General features: G+C 71.7%; 21 protein-coding genes. 5 read left to right on the top strand and 16 right to left on the bottom strand.

The genetic code is table 11. The features are described from left to right. Positions 1-214: 214 nt before the first annotated feature. Positions 215-1,720 (bottom strand): transcriptional repressor NsdA, encoded by a 1,506-nt coding sequence (gene nsdA / locus BLT82_RS10125; RefSeq protein ID WP_244291904.1) that lies wholly within the window; start codon positions 1,718-1,720, stop codon positions 215-217. 443 nt (positions 1,721-2,163) lie between these two features. Here nsdA and BLT82_RS10120 point away from each other — a divergent pair, with 443 nt between their 5' ends. Beyond that, on the top strand, positions 2,164-2,826 hold the full coding sequence (locus BLT82_RS10120; protein ID WP_093653547.1) for a bifunctional DNA primase/polymerase: 663 nt from the start codon (positions 2,164-2,166) through the stop codon (positions 2,824-2,826). A 187-nt stretch (positions 2,827-3,013) separates the two neighbouring features. Here BLT82_RS10120 and ftsY read toward each other — a convergent pair whose 3' ends face one another. After that, positions 3,014-4,237 (bottom strand): signal recognition particle-docking protein FtsY, encoded by a 1,224-nt coding sequence (gene ftsY, locus BLT82_RS10115; protein ID WP_093653546.1) that lies wholly within the window; start codon positions 4,235-4,237, stop codon positions 3,014-3,016. 204 nt (positions 4,238-4,441) lie between these two features. Here ftsY and BLT82_RS10110 point away from each other — a divergent pair, with 204 nt between their 5' ends. Both BLT82_RS10110 and BLT82_RS10105 read left to right on the top strand, forming a co-directional pair. Beyond that, the gene (locus tag BLT82_RS10110; protein WP_093653545.1) at positions 4,442-5,899 is read left to right on the top strand and encodes a cytosine permease; all 1,458 of its coding nucleotides are present in this window, start codon (positions 4,442-4,444) and stop codon (positions 5,897-5,899) included. A gap of 62 nt (positions 5,900-5,961) precedes the next feature. Beyond that, the gene (locus tag BLT82_RS10105) at positions 5,962-6,933 is read left to right on the top strand and encodes an LLM class flavin-dependent oxidoreductase (protein WP_093653544.1); all 972 of its coding nucleotides are present in this window, start codon (positions 5,962-5,964) and stop codon (positions 6,931-6,933) included. 51 nt (positions 6,934-6,984) lie between these two features. On the opposite strand, the gene BLT82_RS10100 is transcribed toward BLT82_RS10105, so the two are convergent. From BLT82_RS10100 to BLT82_RS10085, 4 genes are all read right to left on the bottom strand, one after another. Then, positions 6,985-8,412, bottom strand: coding sequence for a sugar porter family MFS transporter (locus BLT82_RS10100; protein WP_093653543.1), 1,428 nt, complete (start codon positions 8,410-8,412; stop codon positions 6,985-6,987). A 272-nt stretch (positions 8,413-8,684) separates the two neighbouring features. Beyond that, positions 8,685-12,323 carry a chromosome segregation protein SMC gene (gene smc / locus BLT82_RS10095; protein WP_093653658.1) on the bottom strand — a complete coding sequence of 1,213 codons (3,639 nt, stop codon included), beginning with the start codon at positions 12,321-12,323 and terminating at the stop codon, positions 8,685-8,687. A 229-nt stretch (positions 12,324-12,552) separates the two neighbouring features. Beyond that, positions 12,553-12,771, bottom strand: a complete 219-nt coding sequence (locus BLT82_RS10090; protein WP_093653542.1) for a hypothetical protein — start codon at positions 12,769-12,771, stop codon at positions 12,553-12,555. Between the two features lie 380 nt (positions 12,772-13,151). Next, entirely contained in the window at positions 13,152-13,433 is a 282-nt protein-coding gene (locus BLT82_RS10085) for an acylphosphatase (RefSeq protein WP_093653541.1), read from the bottom strand. Positions 13,434-13,586: 153 nt separating this feature from the next. Between BLT82_RS10085 and BLT82_RS10080 the strand changes: the two genes are divergently transcribed. Continuing rightward, positions 13,587-14,441, top strand: a complete 855-nt coding sequence (locus tag BLT82_RS10080) for a CAP domain-containing protein (protein WP_093653540.1) — start codon at positions 13,587-13,589, stop codon at positions 14,439-14,441. Between the two features lie 204 nt (positions 14,442-14,645). Here BLT82_RS10080 and BLT82_RS10075 read toward each other — a convergent pair whose 3' ends face one another. After that, a complete protein-coding gene (locus tag BLT82_RS10075; RefSeq protein WP_093653539.1) occupies positions 14,646-15,452 on the bottom strand; it encodes a YwqG family protein in 807 nt (268 codons plus the stop codon). A gap of 149 nt (positions 15,453-15,601) precedes the next feature. On the opposite strand from BLT82_RS10075, the gene BLT82_RS10070 reads away from it, so the two are divergent. Then, a complete protein-coding gene (locus tag BLT82_RS10070; RefSeq protein ID WP_093653538.1) occupies positions 15,602-16,000 on the top strand; it encodes a winged helix-turn-helix transcriptional regulator in 399 nt (132 codons plus the stop codon). Here the strand turns inward: BLT82_RS10070 and mutM are convergent. From mutM to BLT82_RS10025, 9 genes are all read right to left on the bottom strand, one after another. Continuing rightward, positions 15,952-16,833 (bottom strand): bifunctional DNA-formamidopyrimidine glycosylase/DNA-(apurinic or apyrimidinic site) lyase, encoded by an 882-nt coding sequence (gene mutM, locus BLT82_RS10065; RefSeq protein ID WP_093653537.1) that lies wholly within the window; start codon positions 16,831-16,833, stop codon positions 15,952-15,954. The two genes, BLT82_RS10070 and mutM, sit on opposite strands and share 49 nt — an antisense overlap. 236 nt (positions 16,834-17,069) lie before the next feature. Next, entirely contained in the window at positions 17,070-17,876 is an 807-nt protein-coding gene (gene rnc / locus BLT82_RS10060; protein ID WP_093653536.1) for a ribonuclease III, read from the bottom strand. Between the two features lie 19 nt (positions 17,877-17,895). Further along, positions 17,896-18,069 (bottom strand): 50S ribosomal protein L32, encoded by a 174-nt coding sequence (gene rpmF / locus BLT82_RS10055; protein WP_003965982.1) that lies wholly within the window; start codon positions 18,067-18,069, stop codon positions 17,896-17,898. 2 nt (positions 18,070-18,071) lie between these two features. After that, positions 18,072-18,695 carry a YceD family protein gene (locus tag BLT82_RS10050; protein WP_093653535.1) on the bottom strand — a complete coding sequence of 208 codons (624 nt, stop codon included), beginning with the start codon at positions 18,693-18,695 and terminating at the stop codon, positions 18,072-18,074. Between the two features lie 160 nt (positions 18,696-18,855). Continuing rightward, entirely contained in the window at positions 18,856-19,944 is a 1,089-nt protein-coding gene (locus tag BLT82_RS10045; RefSeq protein ID WP_093653534.1) for a cell division initiation protein, read from the bottom strand. Between the two features lie 132 nt (positions 19,945-20,076). Then, a complete protein-coding gene (gene coaD, locus BLT82_RS10040) occupies positions 20,077-20,586 on the bottom strand; it encodes a pantetheine-phosphate adenylyltransferase (protein ID WP_093653533.1) in 510 nt (169 codons plus the stop codon). Next, the gene (rsmD, locus tag BLT82_RS10035; protein WP_093653532.1) at positions 20,583-21,167 is read right to left on the bottom strand and encodes a 16S rRNA (guanine(966)-N(2))-methyltransferase RsmD; all 585 of its coding nucleotides are present in this window, start codon (positions 21,165-21,167) and stop codon (positions 20,583-20,585) included. The genes coaD and rsmD overlap by 4 nt, the downstream gene beginning before the upstream one ends. A 170-nt stretch (positions 21,168-21,337) precedes the next feature. Further along, a complete protein-coding gene (recG, locus tag BLT82_RS10030) occupies positions 21,338-23,524 on the bottom strand; it encodes an ATP-dependent DNA helicase RecG (protein WP_093653531.1) in 2,187 nt (728 codons plus the stop codon). A gap of 122 nt (positions 23,525-23,646) precedes the next feature. Next, complete coding sequence (locus tag BLT82_RS10025) at positions 23,647-25,239, bottom strand: DAK2 domain-containing protein (RefSeq protein ID WP_093653530.1); 1,593 nt, start codon at positions 25,237-25,239, stop codon at positions 23,647-23,649. Between the last annotated feature and the right edge of the window lie 159 nt (positions 25,240-25,398).

The following is a 25,398-nucleotide window of genomic DNA, read 5'->3' as shown; positions in this document are numbered from 1 at the left end:
GCCGCGGTTTCCGCCGATGCCGCACGATGTTTCGCCGCAGTGACGAAGAGGTCGGGCGTGTTACGCGCCCATGAACTGAAGGGTCACGGGTACATCACGCGCGTACCCTCCGCGGGCAGCGCGACCGGCGCGACGGCCGCCCGGTTGACCTGGCGTGGGGAGCCGAGTCGGGCAGTAGGGGCGGCCGTCGCGCCGGAGTCCTGGGACGGGCTGCTCAGACCGCTTCCGCGGTCTCGGGCAGCTGTGCGGTGATGAGGTCCGTGAGGTGGGCGACCTCGGGCACGTCCCCGAAGTCCCTGGCCGCCGTGTCGACGGTCTTGCGCAGCCGGGTGTTGACCCGCTCCGAGCGCACCCGCCTGGCGACGTGGAGCGCCTGCTCGGCGAGCCGGGTGGACTGCTCGGGCTCCCGCTTCAGCAGGTGCACCGTCGCCATGCCGACGAGGTTGAGTGCATACGAGCGCTGGTGCTCGGCGTCCTCGCCGAAGAGATGGACGGCGCGCTCCATGACGGGCTCGGCGAGCGAGGCGTACATGGGGCTGCGGCCGGCGACGTAGGCGAGGTCCCGGTACGAGTGGGCGTTCTCGCCGTTGAGCTCGGCCTCGGAGAAGAAGCGGATCCAGTCGGGCTCGGGCTCCCGGTCCTCCATCGCGTCCGCGAAGGTGTCCTCGGCCATGCGGACGGCGCGCTTGGTCTTGCTGGGCTGGCCCATGTTGGCGTAGGCGCGGGCCTCCATCGCATACAGCATCGCCTGCGTGCGCGGGGTGGCGCAGTCACGGCTGCCGTACTGGGCGAGGTGGATGAGCTCCAGCGCGTCCTCGGGACGGCCGAGGTGGATCATCTGCCGGCTCATGGAGGAGAGGATGTACGAGCCGAGGGGCTTGTCCCCCGCTTCCTTGGCGGCGTGCAGGGCGAGCACGAAGTACTTCTGCGCCGTGGGCTGGAGCCCGACGTCGTAGCTCATCCAGCCGGCCAGCTCGGCCAGTTCGGCGGCGCAGGTGAACAGCCTTCTGGAGGTGGCCGCGGGCTGCGGCTCCTGGAGCAGGTCCGTCACCTCGTGGAGCTGGCCGACGACGGCCTTGCGGCGCAGCCCGCCGCCGCACTGGGCGTCCCACTGGCGGAACATGGCGGTCGTGGACTCGAGGAGGTCCAGCTCCGGCTTGGAGAGCCGGGCGGGGCGCCGGACGCTCGCTGAGTCCGCGGGTCCGGGGTCGGAGGGCGGGGTGGGCACCAGCCAGCGCTGCATCGGTTCGATGAGCGCCGGCCCGGCGGAGAGCGCGAGCGACGTCCCGAGGAACCCCCGGCGGGCCAGCATCAGGTCGCTGCGCGAGAACTCGCTGAGGAGCGCCACGGTCTGCGGGCCGGCCCAGGGGAGGTCGACCCCGGACACCGAGGGCGACTGGTGCGCCGTGCGCAGGCCCAGGTCCTCGACGGCGACGACGGTTCCGAACCGCTCGGAGAACAGTTCGCTGAGGATCCGCGGGATGGGCTCGCGGGGCTGCTCGCCGTCGAGCCATCTGCGGACCCGTGAGGTGTCCGTGCTGATGTGGTGCGCGCCGATCTGCCGCGCCCGCCGGTTGACCTGGCGGGCGAGCTCCCCCTTCGACCAGCCGCTGCGCACGAACCACGAGCCCAGCTGCTCGTTCGGGCGCTTGCCGGTGCCCGAGCCGTCCGCGCTGCCGCCGCTCACAGGAACGCCCCCATCCGCAAGATGTCCTTGCATGCCTTGCCACGAAGTCCCGCCGCAAAGCCTTGCCCGGCGGAACGATGTCCGAACCCCTAGCAGAATGCCGTGAGTTACGGCCCTCCGTCCGGCGGTCGCCCCCCTTCGAACAGGAAACCGACTTGCCTCCGGCATACCCGCGGAAGCAGCGCCTCCCCAGGGTTCGTGTACCGAAAGTAATCCTACGATCACTGGTCCCGCCATGGCGATTCCAGAAACGCCACCATTCGCCACCCCTTCGAATGAACTCGCCTGCGGCCAGGCGCGATTCACTTGACACACGACGACCGGAAGCAGGCGGAGCGTTGCGCGGCGGGGCGCGCGGAGCGGGACGCGCCACCCCTAACGACACTCCGCACCGGCGAGCCGGGGCGACTGCGACACAGCGTCACAGCGAGACTCCTGGTCGTAACCACCGGCGAGTTCGACCCGTTGGAGGAGGCATGGGCTTCACGATCGGCGGCTCCCGGGTCCGGGAGATCCGGCCCGGCGCACGACGCCGCGGCCGCGCGACGGAGTGCACGGCCGTGGCCGAGTGCACAGGACTGTGGGGCTGGGACGTCGCCCCGGGCGCACGGGCCGCGGCGGGCCGCTGCTCCTGCGGGGACGCCGGCTGTCCGGCCCCGGGGGCGCACCCCCTGGACTTCGCACCCGAGGTCCCGGCCGGTGCGACCCTCGACGAGGTGGCGAAGGCGTGGGCCGAGGTGCCCGGAGCCTCGATCCTGCTCCCCGTGGGCCGCACGTTCGACGTGCTGGAGGTCTCGGAGGCGGCCGGGCGCCGCGCCCTGGTGCGGCTCGAGCGGATGGGTGTGCCACTGGGGCCCGTGTCGGCGACGCCGACGGGCCGCGCCCAGTTCTTCGTGGCCCCCGGCGCGGCCCCGGAGCTGCCGCACCTGCTGTACCGGATGGGCTGGGACGACGCCGATCTGGACCTGCGGTGCCTGGGCGCGGGCCACTACGTGACGGCCCCGCCCTCCGACCACGCCGGTCTCGGCCCGTCCCGCTGGCTCCGGCCGCCGGCCCTCGGCTCGTCCGGGACTCCGCCGCAGGCCCGGCTGCTCCTGGGGACACTCGCGTACATCTGCCACCGCTCCACGGCCCCCTGAGCACCGCCGGGAGCGGGCCTCCCGCCCCTCCGCGCGCGGTTCCGCCCGCGGCGAGCGCGCCGCGGACGCTGTTCCCGGCGCATCCGGCTCGTCGCTGCCGCGGCTGAGGGCCGGCCCGGGAAACGCGTCCGCCGCGCCGCGGAGGACGCGGCGCGGCGGAAAGCCGGACGGAGGGAGCGCCGGAGGGTTAGTCGCCGATCAGGGCGTCGACGAAGGCTTCCGGCTCGAAGGGGGCCAGGTCGTCCGGCCCCTCGCCGAGGCCGACCAGCTTGACCGGCACACCGAGCTCACGCTGGACGGAGATGACGATGCCGCCCTTGGCCGTGCCGTCGAGCTTGGTGAGGACGATGCCGGTGATGTCGACGACCTCGGCGAACACCCGGGCCTGGACCAGGCCGTTCTGCCCCGTCGTGGCGTCGAGGACGAGCAGCACCTCGTCCAGCGGGCCGTGCTTCTCGACCACGCGCTTGACCTTGCCGAGCTCGTCCATGAGCCCGGTCTTGGTGTGCAGTCGGCCCGCCGTGTCGATGAGGACGACGTCGGCACCCTCGGCGATGCCCTCCTTGACCGCGTCGTAGGCGATCGAGGCCGGGTCGCCTCCCTCGGGTCCGCGCACGGTGCGGGCGCCGACACGCTCGCCCCAGGTCTGCAGCTGGTCGGCGGCTGCGGCGCGGAAGGTGTCCGCCGCGCCCAGGACGACGCTGCGCCCGTCCGCGACCAGCACCCGGGCCAGCTTGCCGGTGGTCGTGGTCTTGCCGGTGCCGTTGACGCCGACAACCATCACGACGCCCGGGGTGTCCAGGCCGCTCTCGGTCTGCACCGCGCGGTCCGCGTCCGTACCGATGAGCCGGAGCAGTTCCTCGCGGAGCAGCCCCCTCAGCTCGTCCGGGGTGCGGGTGCCGAGGACCTTCACCCGCTCGCGCAGGTGGTCGACCAGCTCCTGCGTCGCCGAGACGCCGACGTCGGCGGTCAGGAGGGTGTCCTCGATCTCCTCCCACGTCTCCTCGTCGAGGTGCTCGCGGGACAGCAGGGTGAGCAGGCCCTTGCCCAGGGTGTTCTGGGAGCGGGCCAGGCGGGCGCGCAGCCGTACGAGACGGCCCGCGGTGGGTTCGGGGATCTCGATCGCGGGAGCCTCGGGCTCGGCGACGACCGGGTCCTCGACGGCGGAGGGCTCGGCGACCGCCTCCTCCGCGGTCGGGAGGTCGACCTCCTCGATCGTGCGGCGGGGTTCTTCCCGCGGGGTCTCCGCCTCCTCGCCGACGTGCGGCTCGGCAGGCGGAGCGGTGATGGTCGGCGTGCTCGACGGCGCCGAGGGCGGCAGCTGCTTCTTCCTGCGGCTGCTGACCACGAGCCCGCTGATCGCGCCGACCGCGACCAGGGCGATGACTACAGCAAGGATGACGATTTCCATAACGCCACCCAGTATCGGCCAAGGGCACCGGGGTCCAGCCCTCTCAGAGGATCACACGAGGGGTCGCGCCCATTTTTGGACCTTTTGCCGGAGACGTTACGATGTCTCCTCCGGCCTGACGACGCCCCATACCGCCGCGGTCGGCGCTCTCCCGGGGCCCGCATCCCCGGACTCCCCCCATCATCCCTGTACGGAGTCTTCTTCATGCCGCACGCCTCCGAGTCCGAAGGCGCGATAGAGACCCGTGGCCTCGAGCCCGTCCCCGACGGTGAACGCACAGGCCACGTCCGAGAGCTCTTCCCGACCTGGGTCGCCGCGAACATCAGCGTCCTGCTGCTGACCATGGGCGCGGGCCTGATCGTCTTCAACGGCCTCAACATCTGGCAGGTGCTGGTCGTCGGCGTCACGGCCCCCGTCGTCTCCTACGGGCTCGTCGGCCTCATCTCACTCGCCGGCAAACGCGGGGGCGCGCCCGGCATGGCGCTGTCCCGTGCGGTGTTCGGCCAGCGTGGGAACCTCCTCCCCGGCTCCCTCATCTGGGTGGCCCGCTGGGGCTGGGAGACCATCAACGCGGTGACCGGCGCGTACGCCCTGCTGACGGTGCTCGACCTGCTCTTCGACATCGAGCCGAACACCGCGCTGATCGTCGTCACGCTCGTGCTGTTCGTAGCGGCGACCTTCCTCGTCTCCGGTCTCGGCATCAACGCGCTGCGGGTGTGCAGCAAGTGGTCCACATATCTGTTCGGCGGGTTCTCCGTCCTGGTCCTCGGCCATTTGGTGGCCAACACCGACTGGCCGGCCGTACTGGCCAGGCCGGCCGGTTCGACGGCGATGCTGATCGCGGGCATCGGCACCATCGCCGCGGGCGGAATCAGCTGGGTTCCGTCGGGACCGGACTTCACGCGGTATCTGCCGCGCACTGCCTCCGGCCGCGCCGTGGTCGGCTCGACGGTCGGCGGCGCCGGGATCGTCGTACTGCCCATGGTGCTGATGGGTGCGGTGATGGCAGTGGCGACGCCGGACCTGGCATCCGCCCAGGACCCGGTGTCGTTCATCGGCGAGCTGCTGCCCGCCTGGATCTCGGTGCCGTACCTGCTCATCGCGCTGGTGGGCATGCTGCTGATCAACTCGATGTCGATGTACTCGGCGGGCTTCACCGCCCAGACGCTGGGCATCGACGTGCCGCGCGCCTGGGCCGTCAGCGTGAACGCGGCCATCTCGCTGGTGTTCGGCTTCCTGCTGATGGTGGTGGCGACGAGCTTCATCGGATCGTTCATCTCGTTCCTGACCCTGCTCGCCGTCGCGTTCTCCGCGTGGATCGGGGTGTTCGGCGCCGACATGCTGCGCGGGCGCGCCTATGACGCAGAGGCACTGATGGACACGGGCCGCAGCAGCGCCTACTGGTACCGGGGCGGGTTCGCCTGGCAGGCCATGACGGCATGGGGGGTCGCCCTTCCGGTGGGACTGCTGTTCACCAAGGTCGACTGGTTCGGCGGCCCGCTGGCCGGATCCTGGATCGGCAGGAACGGGCTGGGCTGGGCGGTGACGATCGTCGTGGCGGCCGCGCTGTACGCGGTACTTCCGCGGACGGCCGGCCCGGTGGCCGCCGAGCCGTCCGAGGACACGGCGGAAGAGCCGGTGCGCACGACTGTTTCCATCTGACGCAACGTCAGCTAGCGTCCCCCTTCGCCACTCCCACACCCCGGCGGAGGGGGACGTTCGTCATGGCCTTCACAGTCGTACGGTTCAACCTCGTCGATCCCGCGGCGACGCCCGAATCCCTCTCCTCGCGCTACCGGGTCGCCCTGGAGCTGGCGTCGTACGCGGACGGGCACGGGGTCGACACGGTCCAGACCGAGGAGCACCACGGCGTCGCCGACAACTGGCTCCCCTCCCCCTTCACCTTCGCCGGGGCCGTGTTCGGCGCGACGCGCAGGATCGCGGTGACCGTGTCGGCCGTCATCGGCCCGCTGCACGATCCGCTGCGGCTGGCCGAGGACATCGCAGTGCTGGACCTGCTGAGCGGGGGACGGCTGATCACCGTGGCCGGCATCGGCTACCGGCCGGAGGAGTACGCCGCCCACGGCGTGGACTGGCGGCGGCGGGGCGCGCTCCAGGACGAGCTGCTGGAGACCCTGTCGGCGGCCTGGACGGGCGAGGAGTTCACCTACCGCGGACGGCGGGTGCGCGTCACCCCCCGTCCGTACACGCAGCCGCATCCGCTGCTGCTCGTGGGCGGCTCGTCGATGGCCGCCGCCCGGCGTGCCGCCCGCTTCGGGCTGCCGTTCTTCCCCAGCGCCCATCTGCCCGAACTGGAGGCGTACTACCACCGGATGCGCGAGGAGTACGGGACCGAGGGGTACTGCATGATGCCGGCGGCAGAGACCCCGCTGCTGCACATCTCCGAGGACCCGGACCGGACGTGGGCCGAGTACGGCGAGCACTTCCTGCACGAGGCCCGCACCTACGCCTCGTGGCAGTCCTCCGGCATCCGCTCCGCGGTGAGGTCGTCGGCGACGACGGTGGACGAGCTTCGGGCGGAGGGCGTCTACCGGGTGCTGACCCCGGACGAGTGCGCCGGGCTCGGGGCGGAGAGCCTCGTGCTCCATCCCCTGTGCGGTGGCATGCCGCCCGACGAGGGCCGGCGGAGCGTCGAACTCTTCTGCGAACGGGTACTGCCCCGGCTCAAGGGCTGAACCGGGGCAGTGCCATGGCCGTGGGGCCGAGAGGAGAGGGGCAGCGGGGTTTTAGCCCATCTCCTCCAACGCCTTGCCCTTCGTCTCCGGCACCCATTTGAGGATGAACGGGATCGAGAGCACGGCGAAGACCGTGTAGATGACGTACGCGCCCGAGAGGTTCCAGTCCGAGAGGGTCGGGAACGTCACGGTGATCAGCCAGTTGGCGATCCACTGGGCCGAGGCTGCGACGCCCAGCGCGGCGGCGCGGATCTTGCCGGGGAACATCTCGCCGAGCAGCACCCACACCACCACGCCCCACGAGAGTGCGAAGAAGAGCACGAAGAAGTTGGCGGCGAAGAGGGCGACGGTGCCCTGGAGACTGGGCAGCGACACCTGGTCGCCGACCTCCGTCTTGTACGAGAACGCCCAGGCGGCGAGCCCCAGCGAGAGCGCCATGCCGACGGAGCCGATGAGCACGAGCGGCTTCCGGCCGATCCGGTCGACGAAGAGCATCGCGATCACCGTGCCGATGATGTTCACGATCGACGTCTCGAAGGAGTAGAGGAACGAGCTCTCCGGGTTCACGCCGACCGACTGCCACAGCGACGAGCTGTAGTAGAAGATCACGTTGATGCCGACGAGCTGCTGGAAGACGGACAGCCCGATACCAATCCAAACGATCGGCAGGAAGAGGAACCTGCCGCCGAGCAGGTCCTTGAAGGAGGGCTTGCGCTCGTGGCGCATGTTCTCCTCGATCTCGACGACCCGCTTGTCCAGGTCCACGGCCTTGCCCTCGACGTCGCGGAGCACCGTGCGCGCCTGGGCGTACTGGCCGATCGAGATCAGGTAACGGGGCGACTCGGGGATGACGAAGGAGACCAGCCCGTAGATCACGGCCGGGACGGCCTCGACGCCGAGCATCCACTGCCAGGCCTCCAGCCCGCCGATCTCACCGCGCTGGTCTCCGTCCGCGATGGTCAGGATGCTCCAGTTGACCAGCTGTGACACGGCGATGCCGGTGACGATGGCGGCCTGCTGGAAGGAGGCGAGCCGGCCGCGGTAGACGGACGGGGAGACCTCGGCGATGTAGGCGGGGGCGATGACCGAGGCCATGCCGATGGCGACACCGCCGACGATGCGCCACATGGCCAGGTCCCAGAGGGCGAACGGCAGTGCGGAGCCGATCCCGCTGGCGGTGAACAGCACGGCGGCGATCTGCATGACCCGGATGCGGCCGATGCGGTCGGCGATCCGGCCGGCGGTGGCCGCGCCGATCGCGCAGCCAATGAGGGCGGCGGCGATGACCTGCGCGAGCAATTCGGGGCCCACCTCGAAGCGGTCGCGGATGCCCACGACGGCTCCGTTGATCACTGCGCTGTCGTAGCCGAAGAGGAAGCCTCCCATCGCGGCCGACGCCGCGATGAAGATGACATGGCTGAGGTGCTCCGGCCTGGCCTTGCGGCCTTCGGACGCCTGCGCCTGCGGTGTGCCTGTCACGGTGTACTCCTGGGGCCACCCGGCGACGGTGCCGGGGGTGGGGGGGCGAGCTCTTCCAGTGGCGCACAACATGACGCCGCCCACCACTTGAAGGTAATAGCAACGTTGCAGAGACTATGCGTTCAAGTTTCGAAGTCAAGAGGCGTCAGGAAGTCACAGGAACCCCACGGTGGGCACGATTGTGTACAAGTATTGAAGATCGGAGGGCTGACCTCGCCTCAAAGGCGACAGACGATCCGGAGAGCCCGCCCGCCTCCGCGGATGAACCGGGCTCAGCGGAGCCGCTGGCTGATGACCTTCGACACGCCGTCACCCTGCATGGAGACGCCGTAGAGCGCGTCGGCGACCTCCATCGTCCGCTTCTGATGGGTGATCACGATCAGCTGGGAGCTCTCCTGGAGCTCCTGCATGATGCGGATCAGTCGCTGGAGGTTGGTGTCGTCGAGCGCGGCCTCGACCTCGTCCATCACGTAGAACGGGCTGGGCCGGGCCTTGAAGATGGACACGAGCATCGCCACGGCGGTCAGCGAGCGCTCGCCGCCGGAGAGCAGCGACAGCCGCTTGACCTTCTTGCCCGGGGGCCGGGCCTCCACGTCCACGCCCGTGGTGAGCATGTTGTCGGGATCGGTCAGGATGAGCCGTCCCTCACCGCCCGGAAAGAGCCGCGAGAACACGCCCTCGAACTCCCTCGCGGTGTCCCGGTACGCCTCTGTGAACACCTGCTCGACGCGCTCGTCTACCTCCTTCACGACCTGGAGGAGGTCCGCGCGGGTCTTCTTCAGGTCTTCGAGCTGTTCGGACAGGAACTTGTGCCGCTCCTCCAGGGCCGCGAACTCCTCCAGGGCGAGCGGATTCACCTTTCCGAGTTGCTGGTACGCCCGTTCGGCGGACCGGAGCCGCTTCTCCTGCTCGGCGCGGACGAAGGGCCGCGGCTGGTTGCGCGGGTGCCCGGGGTCCTCCGGGAGCTCCTCCCCCTCGGCCGGCGGCGACGGCGGTACGAGCTGGTCGGGACCGTACTCGGACACCAGCCCGGCCGGTTCGACGCCCAGCTCCTCCAGCGCCCTGGTCTCCAGCTGCTCGATGCGCAGCCGCTTCTCGGCCCCGAGAACCTCACCGCGGTGGACGGAGTCGGTGAGCTTGTCGAGCTCGCTCTTGAGGTCGCGGCCCGCCGCACGGGCGGCGGTGAGCTCACGCTCGCGCTCCGCCTTGGCCGCCTCGGCGGCGGCACGTTCCCGCTCCGCTCGGACGACGGACACCTCGACATGCGCCAGGAGCTGACGGGCACCGGCCGCCACCGCCTCCGCCACGGCGGCCTCGTGGCGGAGCCTGGCACGGCGCCGCTCGGCGCGCGCCCGGGCCTCGCGCTCGGCGCGTGCGCCGCGATCCAGCGCGTCGGCACGCCCCGCGAGCGCCTTCACCCGCTCCTCGTGCGTCCGCACCTGGAGCCGAGCCTCCATCTCGGTCTGCCGGGCGTTGGCGCCGTCGGCGGCGAGCCGGTCGCGGGCCGAGGTGTCCGGCTCCTCGTCGACGGGGGTCTCCTCGGCGACCGCCAGCCTCTCCGCCAGTTCCTCCGCCTCGTACAGGGCCTTCTCGAGCGCCTCCTGGGCGCGCTCGGCCGCAGCCGTCGTGCGCTCGGCCTCCCCGGCTGCGCCGCGGGCCTGGCCGGCGAGCCGGCCCAGCTGCTGGGCGACGCCGGCCTTCTCCTTCTCGGCGGCCCGTCTCCGCTCGCCCAACTCCTCGACGAGGGAGGCACAGGCCGTGCGCCGCTCGGCGGCCTCGCGCTGACCCGCGGCGAGTTCGTCGCACCGCACGGCCAGCTCCTCCAGCTCGGCGGCGGCCTCGTCGACCGACGCCTGCACCTCGAGGAGACTCGGCACGCCTGCCGAACCCCCGTGGGCGAAGTGGGCGCCGAGGACATCGCCCTCGGCGGTCACGGCGACGAGCCCGGGCTCCGCACGGACCAGGTCCTCGGCGTCCTCCAGGGTCCCGACGACCACCATGTCCCGTACGAGCCTCGCCACGGCGGGCATCAGCTCCTGCGGCCCGCCCACCAGGTCCACGATCCGGGGCGGCCGCGTCCCCCCTTCGCCGCCGTCGGCGGGCGGCCGGGCGGTGGCCGGGGCCGCGGCCGCGGGCGGGCCGCTCTCCGGTACAGCGCCGTCGTCGTCAGCGGGGCGGGCGCCGCCCTGTCCGGGCACGGAGAGGAGCAGGGACGCACGGCCCGCGTCCTGCTTGCGGAGCAGCCGGATGGCGTCGGCCGCCGTCGAAGGGTCCGCGACCGCGACCGCGTCGGCCGCCGCCCCGAGCGCCGCCGCGACGGGGAGTTCGTGGCCGGGAGCCACCGTCAGCAGCTCGGCGGCGGGGCCCAGCAGGCCGGAGAGCCGGTCCCGGGCGGACAGCAGCGCCCCGGTGCCGTCCTTGCGGCGAAGCCCCTGGGCCAAGGCGTCGTGGCGGGCGGCGACGGCGGCCCGCTTGCGTTCGGCGGCCGTGGCCTCCTCACGGGCGGACGACAGGGCCGCCTCCGCCTCGGACAGTTCCCGCCTCGCCGCGTCGTGCCGGTCCGCGAGCGCGGTGTCGTCCGCGTCCAGCCCGTCGACCTCCGACTTGAGCTGCTCGTACTCCTCCTGCGCCGAGGCGGCTCGCTCGCGCGCCTCGTCACGGGCGGCCGCCAGCCGGTCGATCTCGGCCTGGGCCGAGGCGGCGCGCGAACGGGCGGCGTTGACCTGGCCGTTCAGCCGTGCCAGCCCTTCGCGGCGGTCGGCGATCGCCCTGGCCACGTCCTTCAGCCGGCGCTCCTCGACCGCCAGTTCGCGCTCCAGTTCGGCACGGTGGGCGACCGTGTCCTCGAGCGCGCGCTGGGCCGCCTCCAGCGCGGCCTCCAGTTCCGCCTCCTGCTCGCGGATCCGCGCCGCCTCGCGCTCCATGTCCTCGGGGTCACGACCGCGCCGTTCCTCGGCGGGGACCGAGGTGGCGCTCTTCACCCGCGCCTCGGCCAGTGACACCGTGCCGCGCACCCGTTCGGCCAGCTGCGAGAGCTCGTACCAGGTCTGCTGGGCCCGCTGGAGCCGCGGCGCCAGCCGGCGCACCTCGTCCTCGAGGTCCGCCTCACGGGCCAGGGCCGCCTTGAGTTCCGCATCCGCGCTCTCCTTGCGCTCCTTGAGGGCGGCCTCGTCGGCCACCTCGGTCCGGAGCGCCTCACGCATGCGTACGAGGTCGTCGGCGAGGAGGCGGAGACGGGCGTCGCGCAGATCCGCCTGGATGACCGCGGCCCTCCGGGCCACGGCGGCCTGCCGTCCCAGCGGCTTGAGCTGCCGCCGCAGTTCGTCGGTGAGGTCCTGGACACGGGCGAGGTTCGCCTGCATCGCATCGAGCTTCCGCAGCGCCTTCTCCTTGCGCTTGCGGTGCTTGAGGACTCCCGCGGCCTCCTCGATGAACGCCCGGCGTCCCATCGGGTCCGCGTGCAGGACGGAGTCGAGCTGGCCCTGCCCGACGATGACGTGCATCTCCCGCCCGATACCCGAGTCGGAGAGCAGTTCCTGAATGTCCAGCAGACGGCAGGTGTCGCCGTTGATCTGGTATTCGCTGCCGCCGTTGCGGAACATGATCCGCGTGATCGTGACTTCGGCGTAGTCGATGGGCAGTGCCCCGTCGGAATTGTCGATGGTGAGCGAGACTTCCGCGCGGCCGAGCGGTGGGCGCCCGGTCGTCCCGGCGAAGATGACGTCCTCCATCTTTCCGCCGCGCAGGGACTTCGCCCCCTGTTCACCCATGACCCAGGACAGCGCGTCCACGACATTGGACTTGCCGGAGCCGTTCGGCCCCACGACGCAGGTGATGCCGGGCTCGAAGCGCAGCGTCGTCGCCGAGGCGAAGGATTTGAACCCGCGGAGGGTCAGGGCCTTGAGGTGCACGCCGCCGGACTCTACCTCCAGGTGCCCGGAGATCGCCGCCTGCGCAGGGCTTCCGGCCCGCCACGACATGGGCGCGCTGCGGTTTCATCCCTGAATATGCAGGGCACATCAGACGGTAAGCAGTGCGCTACAGAGGGGGAAACAAAGAAAGAAGGGACGCCGAAGCGTCCCTTGCATACATACCTGCCGTGCGAGAGAGTTTCTCACCGGATCCCCACAGGATCTGGGATCAGGTGAGCGCCGGCTCGCCCTTGGGTACGTCGATGTCGATGCCTTCGAGCAACGACTCGCCATGGTGCTGTGCGGCGGCAGCGCTCAGCGCGTCATTCTCGGACTGGATCCGTACGAGCTCGGACTCCAGGTCCTGGACGCGCTGCTGAAGCCGTCGCATCTCGGCGAGGAGTCGCGGGTCGGAACCGCCGACGTAACCGAGAAGCGCCTTTGCCATGATGGATGGTCCTCCACACTGAGTGACCGACCGATGCGGTTGGGTCGTGAGGGATTTCGCACCCGCGGTGCTCGGCAGCGCTTGTGCTCACTGCGATTTTTGCTGCCAAACAGCTAGGGTGCGCGGGGCTTCCAGCGTCTCACCAAAAAGTTTGACGGTCAACACGATCACGCCCCGTATCGGGGGCTGGCCGCGGGCTCACGGCCGTGGAACACACGGCGGTGGCTCTCCTGCGGGCCCCGGGGCTCGGAGATCATCGTTACTGGCGCAGCCTGGCACGGCGGGACCGTTATTGGCAACCACCAGCACGTTTCTTTCGAACACGCATGCTGTGGGCAGTCGGATGAACACATCGTGTGCCCGTGTTCCGGGTCTTCCGATCAGCGGATCGCGAATCCCTCGTAGACCCCTCGCGGATCACCCCAGATTTCGGTGACACCGAGGACGGCACCGGGCGTGTCGGACGACCTCAGCCACTCCAGGAGACGGTGGCAATTCTCACGTGGACCTTCCGCCACGATCTGCACCCTGCCGTCGTCGAGATTGAGCGCGAAGCCGCGAAGACCGCCGATCTCCAGAGCGTTTTCCCTGGTGAACCAGCGGAATCCCACTCCCTGTACGCGACCGCGTACCCATGCGGTCATACGTGCGTGCTCATGCATGCGCGAAACCTACACGGACACGCATCGGTCAATGCCAGTCGGGTCACATCGCCCGATCCCGACATCGCGTACAGTCGCGACGCAACGGACTTCGCCCGTTCGGGCGAGTCCTTCCACTTATCCAGCTGAAGTCGAGACCGGAAGGGCGAGCGGATGGGACGCCACCGCCGGAAGAAGCGGGTTCCCGGGCCCGTACGCACCGGACTGCTCGGGATCGCCGCCGCCGCCGCGGTGGGCACCGTCGCCGTCGCGGCCGGGCTGCTGCCCGGCGGGGACGTGTTCACCGCCGGAAGCGAGAAGACCGCCGCGCAGCACGTGCGCCAGGCGGCTCCCGGTGACCTCGCCGCCCAGGGCGGCGCCTCGGTGACCCCGTCGGAGCGCACCACGGCCGAGGCGGCACCCCGCCCGTCGAAGGGCATGTCCTCCACGACGGAGAAGTCGAAGCAGGGGTCACCGTCGGCGAGCGCGCCGAAGCCGAAGCCGCCGGTGAAGAAGGCGCCCGCGGCCAAGCCCCCGGCCGCGCCCCGGAGCGCCGAGGCTTCCGGGGACAAGGCGGCGGAGCGGAAGACGGCACCCACGCGCCGTGCCGTACCCGCCCCGGCAGAGCCGCGGCCCAAGGCACCGTCGGGCGAGACCGCGGCAGAGGCCGAGGTGCTGGCCCTGGTCAACAAGGAGCGCGCCAAGGTGGGCTGCGCCCCGGTACGCCCGGACTCCTCGCTGGCCCGTCTCGCCGGCAGGTTCAGCTCCGACATGGCGGCGCGCGACTTCTTCGACCACACCGACCCGGAGGGCGACGGCCCCTGGGACCGGGCCGCGCAGGCCGGCGTCGGCGGACTGGGCGGCGAGAACATCGCCCGCGGTCAGGCCGATGCCCGGACCGTCATGAACGCCTGGATGAACAGCGACGGCCACCGCGCCAACATCCTCAACTGCGATTACCGGACGCTGGGCGTGGGGGTCTCCTTCGCCCAGGGCGGTCCCTGGTGGACGCAGGACTTCGGCTTCTGAGAGCACCTCGCGGGTCGGCGACCCGCACACCCTCCGGGCCGCCCCGGGGCCGTCTTCGGCCACCGGGGCGGCCCGGACGGCGTCCACTGGGGTGCCGCGTGAGCCCGGCCGGCAGGCACCGGGGGCGTACCGTCCACGGCGTGGAACCCGCGTCGGCCCCGGACCGTCGGGACACCGCCGAACCCGCCCCACCGGCCTGAGTCGTCAGTGGCAGTCGAAACGCCAGTCCCAGGGCAGGCCGGGGCACCGGCGGCAGTGGAAGAAGTAGACGCCGCCGCAGTCGCCCAGCTGGATGTCGCCGGTGATGGTCAGCAAGTGCTCCATGCGGTGTCCGCACTCGCAGTCCGGCCAGTCGGCGGGCTGCGTCCAGGCCGGCCACCCGCCGACCTTCGTCCCGATGATGTTGGCGTCGGGCGGCCGGACGATGCCGCCCGTCGGCTCCCGAAGCCGGAGTTCCCATGCCTCCCGCATGTCGTCGGGCAGATCGTGCCACCGCGGACAGTCCTCAGCGGTCGTCGGGGACAACGTGGACGGTTCCGGCATGTTGTCCTCGTCGTACTCCCCCTCGCTCACCCCGGGCATCTCGGACAGCAGCCCTCCGGCCAGGATCTCCGCCTCGTTGCGCCAGTACAGCTGCGGCATCACCGGCCCGGGGTCCTGTTCGTGGATCAGCGCGCACCACACCAGCTGCAGCAGGTCCTTCCCCTCCGGGAAGTCCAGCCCCGGCACGTCCTTGGCGAACAGCTGGAGGATCGGCACCATCGGTACCGCACCCGGGACGATCTCGGTGCGGTTGCGCCAGTCGGACCCGTACGTCCAGTGGTCCTCCTGCGCGCAGTACGGCCACGACTCGTCCGCAGGCCACAGCAACTCGCCTCCCAGCGAGCTCTCCCGCACGCCGGGTTCGCCGGGCTCCGGGTTGAGGAGGGTGGTCTCCCGGGCAAGACCCGCGTACTCCGGTATCAGGGAACGCAGATCCGTCGCGGGCGGCTCGGGGGTATGTCCGGGCATCGTGGCTCCTCCGGTGTACGAAGATCGACGGACGGTGTCGGGCACGCTAGTACGCGTCACCGACAGCCCCGTACAGCCGCGGCCGTCCCTGCTTTGCGGGGCACAGCGCTCCCTGTGGGTGAGCGCTTCCCGGGCGTAGGGTGGCGGGCATGGACGACGCCCTCGCCTTCGACGTGTTCGACCGGCAGTGCCCGTCGCGCGGCACTCTGGAGCATGTGACCGGGCGTTGGGGCAGCCTGACGCTGGGCGCGCTGTACGAGAGCGGGTCCCGCTTCAACGAACTGCGGCGGCGCGTCGACGGCGTCAGCGAGAAGATGCTCTCGCAGACGCTGCACGCGCTGGAGCGGGACGGGCTCGTCCACCGCGAGGCGCAGCCCACCAACCCGCCGCGGGTCGACTACGAACTCACCCCGCTCGGCCGGGAGGTCGCCGAGCGGCTCCTCGGTCTGATCCGTCTCGTGGAGGGGCGGATGCCCGAGGTGCTGGATGCGCGCGGACGCTACGACGCGACGCGCGGCAGCGAGCGGGGCGGCCGCGGCGGGCGCTGACAGCGCGGGCAGAAGTAGCTGGAGCGGTTCATCCAGGGACGCCGGCGCATGGCCGTACCGCAGCGGCGGCAGGGCTCGTCCTCGCGCCCGTACGCGTCGAGCGACCGGTCGAAGTACCCCGACTCGCCGTTCACATTGACGTAGAGGCTGTCGAAACTGGTGCCGCCGACGGCGAGGGCGGCGTTCATCACGTCCCGTACGTGGCCGAGGAGTTCGGCGGACCGCGGGCGGGTCAGACCGGCCGTGGGGCGGTCGTAGTGGAGCCTGGCGCGCCACAGGGCCTCGTCGGCGTAGATGTTGCCCACACCGCTGATCAGGGACTGGTCGAGCAGGGCGCGCTTGATCGTCGTCCGGCGCAGCCGGAGTGCCGTGTGGAAGGCCGCGTCGCCGAAGTCGGGGTCGAGAGGGTCCCGGGCGATGTGCGCGATCGCGTCCGGCAGTCCGTCCGGGGTGGTGTCGTGGAGCGAGAGACCGCCGAAGGTGCGCTGGTCGACGAAGCGGAGTTCGGTGCCGAGGTCGTCCTCGAAGCGGATCCGGATCCGCAGGTGCTTCTCGTCCGCGGCCGCCTCCGGCTGGACGAGCAGTTGCCCGCTCATGCCGAGATGACCGAGGACGGCGCTCCCGCCGTCCTCCAGCGGCAGCCAGAGGTACTTCCCGCGCCGCCGGGCGGTTCCGATCCGGTGCCCCCGGAGCCTCGCCGCGAAGTCCGTCCCGCCGCCCAGGTGCCGGCGCACGGCCCGCGGGTGCAGGACCTCCACACCGGCGACGGTCCGCCCGGAGACCCACTGCTCGAGTCCCCGCCGCACCACTTCCACCTCGGGCAACTCGGGCACGTATCTCCTCCGGATCTCGACCGACTCGACGTTCGCAGCGTACCTCCGCGCCGCCTTGGCCCGGGCTGCGGGCCCGGCCGCCGGAAGGACGGCCGCCCGCCCGGAACACGGGCCCTCGTACGCACGGCACGTAGGCCGCGGAGCACGCCGGAGGAGGCGTGTGCCGTCGGCGGTAAAGGCCGCGGGAAAGAAAGGACCCCGCCGCGCGAGGCGCGGCGGGGTCCGGAAGCGAACCGTCAGGCGGTGGCGCGGGGTGAAGGGGTGTCGGCGGCCCCTTCGGCCTCCGCGGCCTCCTCGGCCCCGGCGGCTTCGGCGGCCTTCGCCGCCGCCGCGCGCTCGTCCGCGGCGGCGCGGATCGCGCGCCACGCGGACTCCGCCGCCTGCTGTTCCGCTTCCTTCTTGCTGCGGCCGGTGCCGGTGCCGTACGAGACACCACCGACGCGGGCGGCAGCAGTGAAGGTCTTCTCGTGGTCCGGACCCGTCTCGGAGACCAGGTACTCGGGCACTCCGAGCCCTTCGGCGGCCGTGAGTTCCTGGAGACTGGTCTTCCAGTCCAGGCCGGCACCGAGGTTCGAGGACTTCTCGATCAGCGGGTCGAAGAGCCGGTGCACCAGCTCGGACGCCGCGTCGAGGCCCTGGTCGAGATAGACCGCGCCGATCACCGCTTCCAGGGTGTCGGCGAGGATGGACGCCTTGTCCCGCCCGCCCGTGCCCTCTTCACCCCGGCCGAGGCGGATGAAGGACCCGAGTTCGAGGCCACGGCCGACCTCCGCCAGCGCACGCGAATTGACCACCGCGGCCCGCAGCTTGGCCAGTTGGCCTTCGGGCAGGTCGGGGTGGGTGCGGTACAGCGTGTCCGTGACCACCAGGCCGAGCACCGAGTCCCCGAGGAACTCCAGCCGCTCGTTGGTGGGCAGACCGCCGTTCTCGTACGCGTACGAACGATGGGTCAGCGCACGTACCAGAAGGGCGGACTCGAGGTGATACCCGAGCCGCCCTTCCAGAAGCGTGTGGGACGAGGCAGAACTGATGCTGTCGGACATCGTGCCTCTCACCAGCCGCTCAGACCTCGAGGACCTGGCGCTTGTTGTAGGTGCCGCAGCTCGGGCACGCGATGTGCTGCAGCTTCGGCTCCTGGCAACGCTCACACGAAACCAGGGTGGGGACCGCAGCCTTCCACTGCGACCGGCGGTGGCGCGTGTTGCTGCGCGACATCTTCCGCTTCGGAACAGCCACGGCTACTTCTCCTGCTTCTCGTCGACGCGTGCTGATCGAGGCGCGTCGCCGCTCTTCTTGTCCTTCTCACCGGTTCCGAGTGAATCGGCGAGTCCCTGCAGTGCCGCCCAACGAATGTCGACGGCGTCGTGGTGGTGGTCCGGGTCGTCGTTCAGGTTGGCCCCGCAGTCGGAGCACAGCCCTGCACAGTCCTCCCGGCACACCGGCTGCATCGGCAGTGCGAGCACCACCGCGTCACGCAGCACGGGCTCGAGGTCGAACAGTCCGTCCTCGAGGAAGATCATGTCCTCGTCCTCGGCGTCGTCGCCGGGCTCCGGCGCCTTGGCGCGGCCCCGGTCGTCGGCGTCGGGGTACGAGAACATCTCCTGGAAGTCCGCCACGGCCTCATGGCGCAGCGGCTCCAGACACCTTACGCACTCCCCCTCGGCCGTGGCACGGGCGGTGCCTGTGACGAGCACCCCTTCCATGACGGACTCGAGGCGGAGCTCAAGCTCCACAGGCGCGCCCTCGGGAACGCCGATGACCCCTTCGATGCCGAGGACCGCCGGCGCGGCGGGCGCCTGAACGGAACGGGAGACCCGCTGGAGCGCACCGGGCCGCCGGCCCAGCTCGTGCGTGTCGAACACGAGGGGGTTGCGGTGGTCGAGGCGGGCGTTCAGGGCTCTTCCTGCTTTCGGATCGAGTGTGGGAGGCCACGATTCCAGCGCAGCATCAATCCACGCTCGCGCGACCGAAGAGCCAGGATACTGGACCGTTCGCTTCAAGCCCAATCCGGTCCGTACCGGCTCAGCGGCCCTGCTCGTAGCGCCTCAGCTGCTCCATGTCGATCATGCCCGTGTCGAAGAAGCTCGTCTCGTCCAGCGAGGCGGGCTGCGCCTGGCCGGGATGGGCGTGCTGCGGCTGCTGCTGCTGCTGCGGGGCGCCGTAGCCTCCGGCGTACGGATCCTGGCCGTAACCCTGGGCGTACGCCGGGTCGTAGGCCTGCTGCTGTCCGTAGCCGCCCGCGTAGGGGTCCTGCTGGTACGCGTACATGTCCTGGGCCTGGGCCTGGGCCGCCGCGGGCTGGTAGCCGTACGGGTCGGCCTGCGCCGGGATCTGGGGCTGCGGGGCCTGCGGCTGCTGCATCTGCGGCTCCGGGGCCGCCAGCTCCGCGAGCCCGGCGAGGTAGTCGGCGTCGCTGGTGTGCTGCACGCTGCCGGCGGCCTCCTGAGCGGCCATGTGCGCGCCGAGATCGTCCGTCGCGATCCGGCCGTGCAGCTTCTGCCTGCCCCGGCCGACCGCCTCCAGCGTCTTGGAGAGCACCGCTTCGAAGGCGCCCAGCTTGGCGTCGACGTAGTCGTCCGCGCGCTGGATCAGCGTCTGCGGGTCGGCGCTGTACTCGGGGGCGTCGTCGTCGGCGGGGTCCGCGTAGCCCTGGTCGGCCGGCCCGGAGCCCCGCCCCAGCAGCTTCTCGCGGCCCCGGTCGACGGAGCCGATGGTCTTGTTGAGGACGACCTCGAAGTTGGCGAGTTTGGAGTCGACGTAGTCGTCGGCCTCGGCGCGGATCTCCTCGGCCTCCCGGCGGGCCTCGGCGAGGATCCGGTCGGCCTCCTCCTGGGACTGCCGGGCGATGTGCGTGCCGGAGACCAGCGAGCCCCGCTCGGAGTGGGCGGCCTGGATGATCCGCTCGGCCTCCTGGCGGGCCTGCTCCACCATCTGCTCCCGGTCGCCGATCAGCTCCTGGGCCTGGGCGAGCGAGCCGGGCAGGGCGTGCCGCACCTCTTCGAGCATGGCGAGCAGCTCGGCGCGGTTGACCACGCAGGAGGCCGACATGGGCATGGACCGGGCGTTCCCGACCGCCTCGACGATCTCGTCGAGCTTCTTCTGCACGTCCACCGTGTGCTCGCCACTCTCTACAGTCACTACAGCCGATTTGGAGCCGGACGCAACGACTGTACGGCCAGTCGGCGCCGGTCCGACACCGGGTGACGGCACGTCAGGACGGGGCCGTCCGTGCCGTCTCCCGCGTCACTTCTTCGGGAGCCGTTCGGTCAGTGCCGAGAGGACGGCCGGCGGCACCAGGTGGGAGACGTCCCCGCCCCAGGCCGCGACTTCCTTGACCAGGGAGGAAGACAGGAAGCTGTAGGTCGGGCTGGTCGGCACGAACAGCGTCTCGACACCCGACAGACCGTTGTTCATCTGGGCCATCTGCAGCTCGTAGTCGAAGTCGCTGACCGCCCGGAGGCCCTTGACGATGGCGGGGATGTCCCGCTCCTTGCAGTAGTCGACGAGCAGGCCGTGGTAGGCCTCGACCTCGACGTTGCCGTACTCGGCGGTGACCTCGCGGATCAGCTCGATCCGCTCGTCGACGGTGAACAGTCCCTGCTTGGACTGGTTGATCATCACCACGACGTGCACGACGTCGTACAGCTTGGAGGCGCGGGCGATGATGTCGAGGTGTCCATTGGTGATGGGGTCGAACGACCCCGGACAGACGGCGCGGCGCAACTGAAGTCCCTCGCTCTCCGGTCCGGTCATGGTGCGTCTTCGCACGAAGAGGCGGCGCGACCGTACCAAAGCGTCCCCTCGCCGTAGCGACGGGCCCGCAACGGCTCCATCCCGTCGGGCCAGGCGAACTCACCGCCCCTGGTGCTGCGCTCAACGGTGACGACGGCGTCCTCCGCGAGCCAGCCTCCCGAGCGGAGTGTGAGGAGAATCTCGCGAAGATCGTCGTCCGTGACGGCGTACGGCGGGTCGAGGAACACGACGTCGTACGGGTCCGCCGGCGGCGGTCCCTGGACGATCTGCTCGGCCCGGCCGGTGCGGACCTCGGCGCCGGGCAGGGCCAGGGTGCGCACGTTCTCCCTGACCGTGCGGGCGGCGCGGGTGTCGGACTCGACGAGCAGGGCGTGCGACGCGCCGCGCGACAGCGCCTCCAGGCCGACGGCTCCGGAGCCCGCGTACAGGTCCGCCACGCGCAGTCCGCGGAGTGTGCCGAGCAGTGACTCCCAGGTGGAGAACAGGCCCTCCCGCGCGCGGTCGGAGGTGGGGCGGGTGCCGTTGCCCGGCGGCACGGCCAGGCGGCGTCCGCCGGCCGCGCCGGCGATCACGCGGGTCATCTGGGTCCTTCGCGGAAGACGGGGCTCGATCGGCTCGACGGCCTGGTCGTGGCGATCGGACCGATCCGGTCACCTCCACGATATGGGCTCGGCGCGGCGCGGAGCCCGTCCGGACCCGGTGCGGCCCGCGGGCGCCGGGGCTCGGGACGCCGCGGGTGCCCGCCCTCCGCTCAGCCCTTGTCGAGGTACTGCTCGCGGTCCTTGTCCAGCAGTGCGTCCAGTGCCGTCCGCAGTTCCGGGAGCCCCTCCAGTTCCGGGTCGGCGGCGACGACGGACACCGCCTCGTCGCGGGCCGCGGCGATGATCTCCTCGTCCTCGATGACCGCGAGGACCCGCAGCGAGGAGCGCACCCCGGACTGGGCCTGGCCCAGCACATCGCCCTCGCGGCGCTGTTCGAGGTCGATCCGGGAGAGCTCGAAGCCGTCCAGGGTGGCGGCCACCGCGGCGAGCCGGCCGCGCGCCGGGCTCGCCTCGGGCATCTCCGTGACGAGCAGGCAGAGCCCGGGGGCCGAGCCCCGGCCGACCCGGCCTCGCAGCTGGTGGAGCTGGGAGACGCCGAAGCGGTCGGCGTCCATGATCACCATGGCCGTGGCGTTGGGCACGTTCACCCCGACCTCGATCACGGTCGTGGCGACGAGCACGTCCACCTCGCCCGCGGCGAAGCGGCGCATCACGTCGTCCTTGTCGTCCGGTGCCATGCGGCCGTGCAGCACCTCCACGCGCAGGCCCTTCAGCGGGCCGGCCGTGAGCTGCCCGGCCACGTCCAGCACGGCCAGCGGCGGCCGCTTCTCGGCCTCGTCCTCCGGCGACTTGCCCCGCGCCTCGGCGGACGGGTCGAGGTCGTCGCCGATCCGCGGGCAGACGACGTAGGCCTGGTGGCCGTTCTCGACCTCCTCGCGCACCCGCTCCCAGGCCCGCGCCAGGAAGTGCGGCTTGTCCGCGGCCGGGACCACGTGCGAGGCGATCGGCGAGCGTCCCGCCGGCAGCTGGTCCAGCACGGACGTCTCCAGGTCGCCGAAGACCGTCATGGCGACCGTGCGGGGAATCGGGGTGGCGGTCATGACCAGCAGGTGCGGTGGCTGCTTGCCCTTGCCCCGCAGGGCGTCGCGCTGCTCGACGCCGAAGCGGTGCTGCTCGTCCACGACGACCAGGCCCAGGTCGTGGAACTGAACCTTGTCCTCGATCAGCGCGTGGGTGCCGATGACGATGCCCGCCTCGCCGGTGACCAGGTCGAGCAGGGCCTGCCGGCGGGCTGCGGCGCCCATGGATCCGGTGAGCAGCACGACCTTGGTGGCCCGCTCGGCGCCGCCGAGCATCCCGCCCTCGGCGAGATCGCCCATCATCTCGACGACCGACCGGTGGTGCTGCTGGGCGAGGACCTCGGTGGGCGCGAGCATCGCCGCCTGCCCTCCCGCGTCGACGACGGCGAGCATGGCCCGCAGCGCGACCAGGGTCTTGCCGCTGCCCACCTCGCCCTGGAGCAGCCGGTGCATCGGATGCTCCGTGGCCAGGTCGCCGAAGATCTCGGCGGACACCTTCCGCTGGCCCTCCGTGAGTGTGAACGGCAGCCGCGCGTCGAAGGCGTCGAGCAGCCCGTCCGGCACCGGCCGGCGGGCGACGGCGGGAAGCTGTGCGTCCGCGTACCGCCGCCGGGCGAGGGCGACTTGGAGGACGAAGGCCTCGTCCCACTTGAGGCGCTGCTTCGCGTCCTCCACGTCGGCCCTGGTCTGCGGGCGGTGGATCTTGAGCAGGGCCTGCGGGAGGGGGACGAAGCCGCGGCCCTCGCGCAGCGCGGCCGGCAGTGGGTCCACGGCCTCCGTCGCGTGCGGGAGGACGGCGTCGACGGCCTTGGCGATCTTCCAGGACTCCAGGCCCTTGCAGGCCGGGTAGATCGGGATGAGCCTGCCGGCGAAGGCGCTGACCGCCCCTTCGCCGCTCTCTGAGTCGAGCCGTTCGTACGTGGGGTGGGCGAGTTGCAGCTTGCGGTTGAACATGGAGACCTTGCCCGCGAACATGGCGCGGGTGCCGGGCAGCAGGTCCTTGTGGGGCCGGTGAAGGCCGCGCCCGAAGAACACGAGCTGCAGCCGTCCGCTGCCGTCGGTGATGGTGACCTCCAGCCGCTGGCCTCGCCCGCCGTTGAACTTGAGCACGCGGGCGTCGGCGACCTGGGCGACGACCGTGACGTGCTCGTCCAGGGGCAGTTCGGCGAGCCGGGTCAGCTGGCCGCGCTCCTCGTACCGGCGCGGGTAGTGGTGCAGCAGATCACCGACGGTACTCAGGTCGAGGTTCTCGGCCATGACCTTGGCGGTCGCGGGGCCGAGCGTCTTGGTCAGCGGTTCGTCCAGCACGCGGTCCATTGCACACCACCGCACCGACAACCGTCTCCTGCCCGCGGGAACGGCGCGTTCCCCGGCACGTACGGGACCGCCGCCCCCGTGCGCCGGCCCGGGGGCCCGGCGCCACCGGCGTGGGCGGACGGTCACTCCACGCCGACGAGGAGCGGGGCGCCCGCGCCGCCGTGGTAGATCACCGTGTCCACGGCCAGGTAGCCCGCCCGCACGTGCGCCTCCAGCCGGTCGCCCAGCTCCGGCGGGGCGTCCTCGGGGAGCACCAGGGTGACGAGTTCGCCGCCCGCCGAGAGCATGCGGTCCAGAACCGTTTCGGCGGTGGTCGCGAGGTCCGCGCCGATCACCGCCACGTCGCCCTCGATGAGCCCCAGCACGTCCCCCGCCTGGCACACGCCCGCCGACGTGAAGGACTGCCGTTCCGCCACGGCCAGTTCGCCGTAGCGCGTCGCGCCCGCGGCCGAGGTCATGGCGACGACGTCCTCGTCGAAGCGGCGCTCGGGCTCGTGCACGGCGAGCGCGGCGATGCCCTGGACCGCCGAGCGGGTCGGGATGAGGGCGACCCGGACGCCCTCGGTGCGGGCCTGTTCGGCCGCGGCGGCCGCCGTGTGGCGCAGATCGGCGTCGTTCGGGAGGAGCACGACCTCGCGGGCGTGCGCCCGCCGGATCGCGTCGACGAGTTCACCGCTGGCGGGCGGCTCACCGGGCCGGGCGAGCACCGTCGTCGCGCCGGCCTCCGTGCACAGCCCGGCCAGCCCCTCCCCCGGCACCACGGCGACGACGGCCCGCTGGACCCGCTCGCGCGCCTCGGGGTGCTCCGCCGCGGCGAAGTGGGTGATCCGGATCCGGTACGGCCGGCCCGCCTCCACACCGGCCTCCACCGCCGCGCCCGCGTCGTCGACGTGCACGTGGACGTTCCACAGACCGTCCCCGCCGACCACGACCAGCGAGTCACCGAGCGCGTCGAGCCTGGACCTCAGCCGGGCCACGGCGCTGTCACCGGCCTCCAGGAGGTAGATCACCTCGAAGGCCGGACCTCCGTCGGCGCACGGCTCGGCGGCCGTCGTCACGGCCGGGTGGTGCCGTACGGCGGGGCGCACCGAGGCCTCGCCCGTGACCGCCTCCGCCAGGGCGCCCAGCACCGCCACCAGGCCCTGCCCTCCCGCGTCGACGACGCCGGCCCGGCCCAGCACTTCGAGCTGTCCCGGCGTCTCCTCCAGGGCCCGGCGCGCGCCCGCGTAGGCCGCCGCGACGGCAGCCGCGTCGTCCCCCGGCGCCGTGCCGTCCGCGGCCCGGGCGGCGGCGGAGGCGACGCTCAGGATCGTGCCCTCCACGGGGTGCGCCACCGCCTCGCGGGCGGACTCCGCCGCCCGCAGGAGCGCCTCGGCGGCCCCTCCGTCCCGCTGCCCCAGCACCTCGGCCATACCGCGCAGCAACTGCGCGAGGATCGTCCCCGAATTGCCCCTCGCCCCGATCAGCGCCCCGTGCGCCATGGCCCGCACGGCGTCGGCGAGGGCGGGGGCGGCCGAGCCGGTCTCGTACGCCGCGAACACCGCCTCCACCGCGGTGGCCGCGGACTCGACGGTCAGATAGAGGTTGGTGCCGGTGTCACCGTCCGCGACCGGGTAGACGTTGATCGCGTCGATCTCCTCGCGCTCCCGGCCCAGCGCGTCCAGAGCGAGTGAGCACCAGGTGCGGACCGCCAGGGCATCGAGGGGCTGGGGCAACGAGGTCCTCCTTCGGCAGTCCCTCCACACCGCGGGGCGGACGTGGGCGGGAGGCTGGGCTGCACCGCAGGGTAGACCGGTCCGTGCCCGGGGCCGGGGTGGGGGCGTGGGTGACCGTGGTAGTTTCGTTCCACGGGCGCAGCCGTTGTATGCTGCTCC

This window comes from Streptomyces wuyuanensis (assembly GCF_900103455.1).
In the GTDB taxonomy this organism is placed as follows: Bacteria; Actinomycetota; Actinomycetes; order Streptomycetales; family Streptomycetaceae; genus Streptomyces; species Streptomyces wuyuanensis.
The sequence above is the reverse complement of the archived record's forward strand: the minus strand, read 5'-3'. Positions and strand labels throughout refer to the sequence as shown.

What these genes read in the sequence shown, in the direction of transcription:
- BLT82_RS10105 (WP_093653544.1), top strand. Translation starts at nt 5,962, where the DNA reads ATGGCCTTCACAGTCGTACGGTTCAACCTCGTCGATCCCGCGGCGACG.
- BLT82_RS10090 (WP_093653542.1), bottom strand. Translation starts at nt 12,771, where the DNA reads ATGGCAAAGGCGCTTCTCGGTTACGTCGGCGGTTCCGACCCGCGACTC.
- rnc (WP_093653536.1), bottom strand. Translation starts at nt 17,876, where the DNA reads ATGTCCGACAGCATCAGTTCTGCCTCGTCCCACACGCTTCTGGAAGGG.
- coaD (WP_093653533.1), bottom strand. Translation starts at nt 20,586, where the DNA reads ATGACCGGACCGGAGAGCGAGGGACTTCAGTTGCGCCGCGCCGTCTGT.
- BLT82_RS10080 (WP_093653540.1), top strand. Translation starts at nt 13,587, where the DNA reads ATGGGACGCCACCGCCGGAAGAAGCGGGTTCCCGGGCCCGTACGCACC.
- ftsY (WP_093653546.1), bottom strand. Translation starts at nt 4,237, where the DNA reads ATGGAAATCGTCATCCTTGCTGTAGTCATCGCCCTGGTCGCGGTCGGC.
- BLT82_RS10120 (WP_093653547.1), top strand. Translation starts at nt 2,164, where the DNA reads ATGGGCTTCACGATCGGCGGCTCCCGGGTCCGGGAGATCCGGCCCGGC.
- BLT82_RS10070 (WP_093653538.1), top strand. Translation starts at nt 15,602, where the DNA reads ATGGACGACGCCCTCGCCTTCGACGTGTTCGACCGGCAGTGCCCGTCG.
- recG (WP_093653531.1), bottom strand. Translation starts at nt 23,524, where the DNA reads ATGGACCGCGTGCTGGACGAACCGCTGACCAAGACGCTCGGCCCCGCG.
- rsmD (WP_093653532.1), bottom strand. Translation starts at nt 21,167, where the DNA reads ATGACCCGCGTGATCGCCGGCGCGGCCGGCGGACGCCGCCTGGCCGTG.
- nsdA (WP_244291904.1), bottom strand. Translation starts at nt 1,720, where the DNA reads ATGCAAGGACATCTTGCGGATGGGGGCGTTCCTGTGAGCGGCGGCAGC.
- BLT82_RS10085 (WP_093653541.1), bottom strand. Translation starts at nt 13,433, where the DNA reads ATGCATGAGCACGCACGTATGACCGCATGGGTACGCGGTCGCGTACAG.
- BLT82_RS10110 (WP_093653545.1), top strand. Translation starts at nt 4,442, where the DNA reads ATGCCGCACGCCTCCGAGTCCGAAGGCGCGATAGAGACCCGTGGCCTC.
- BLT82_RS10075 (WP_093653539.1), bottom strand. Translation starts at nt 15,452, where the DNA reads ATGCCCGGACATACCCCCGAGCCGCCCGCGACGGATCTGCGTTCCCTG.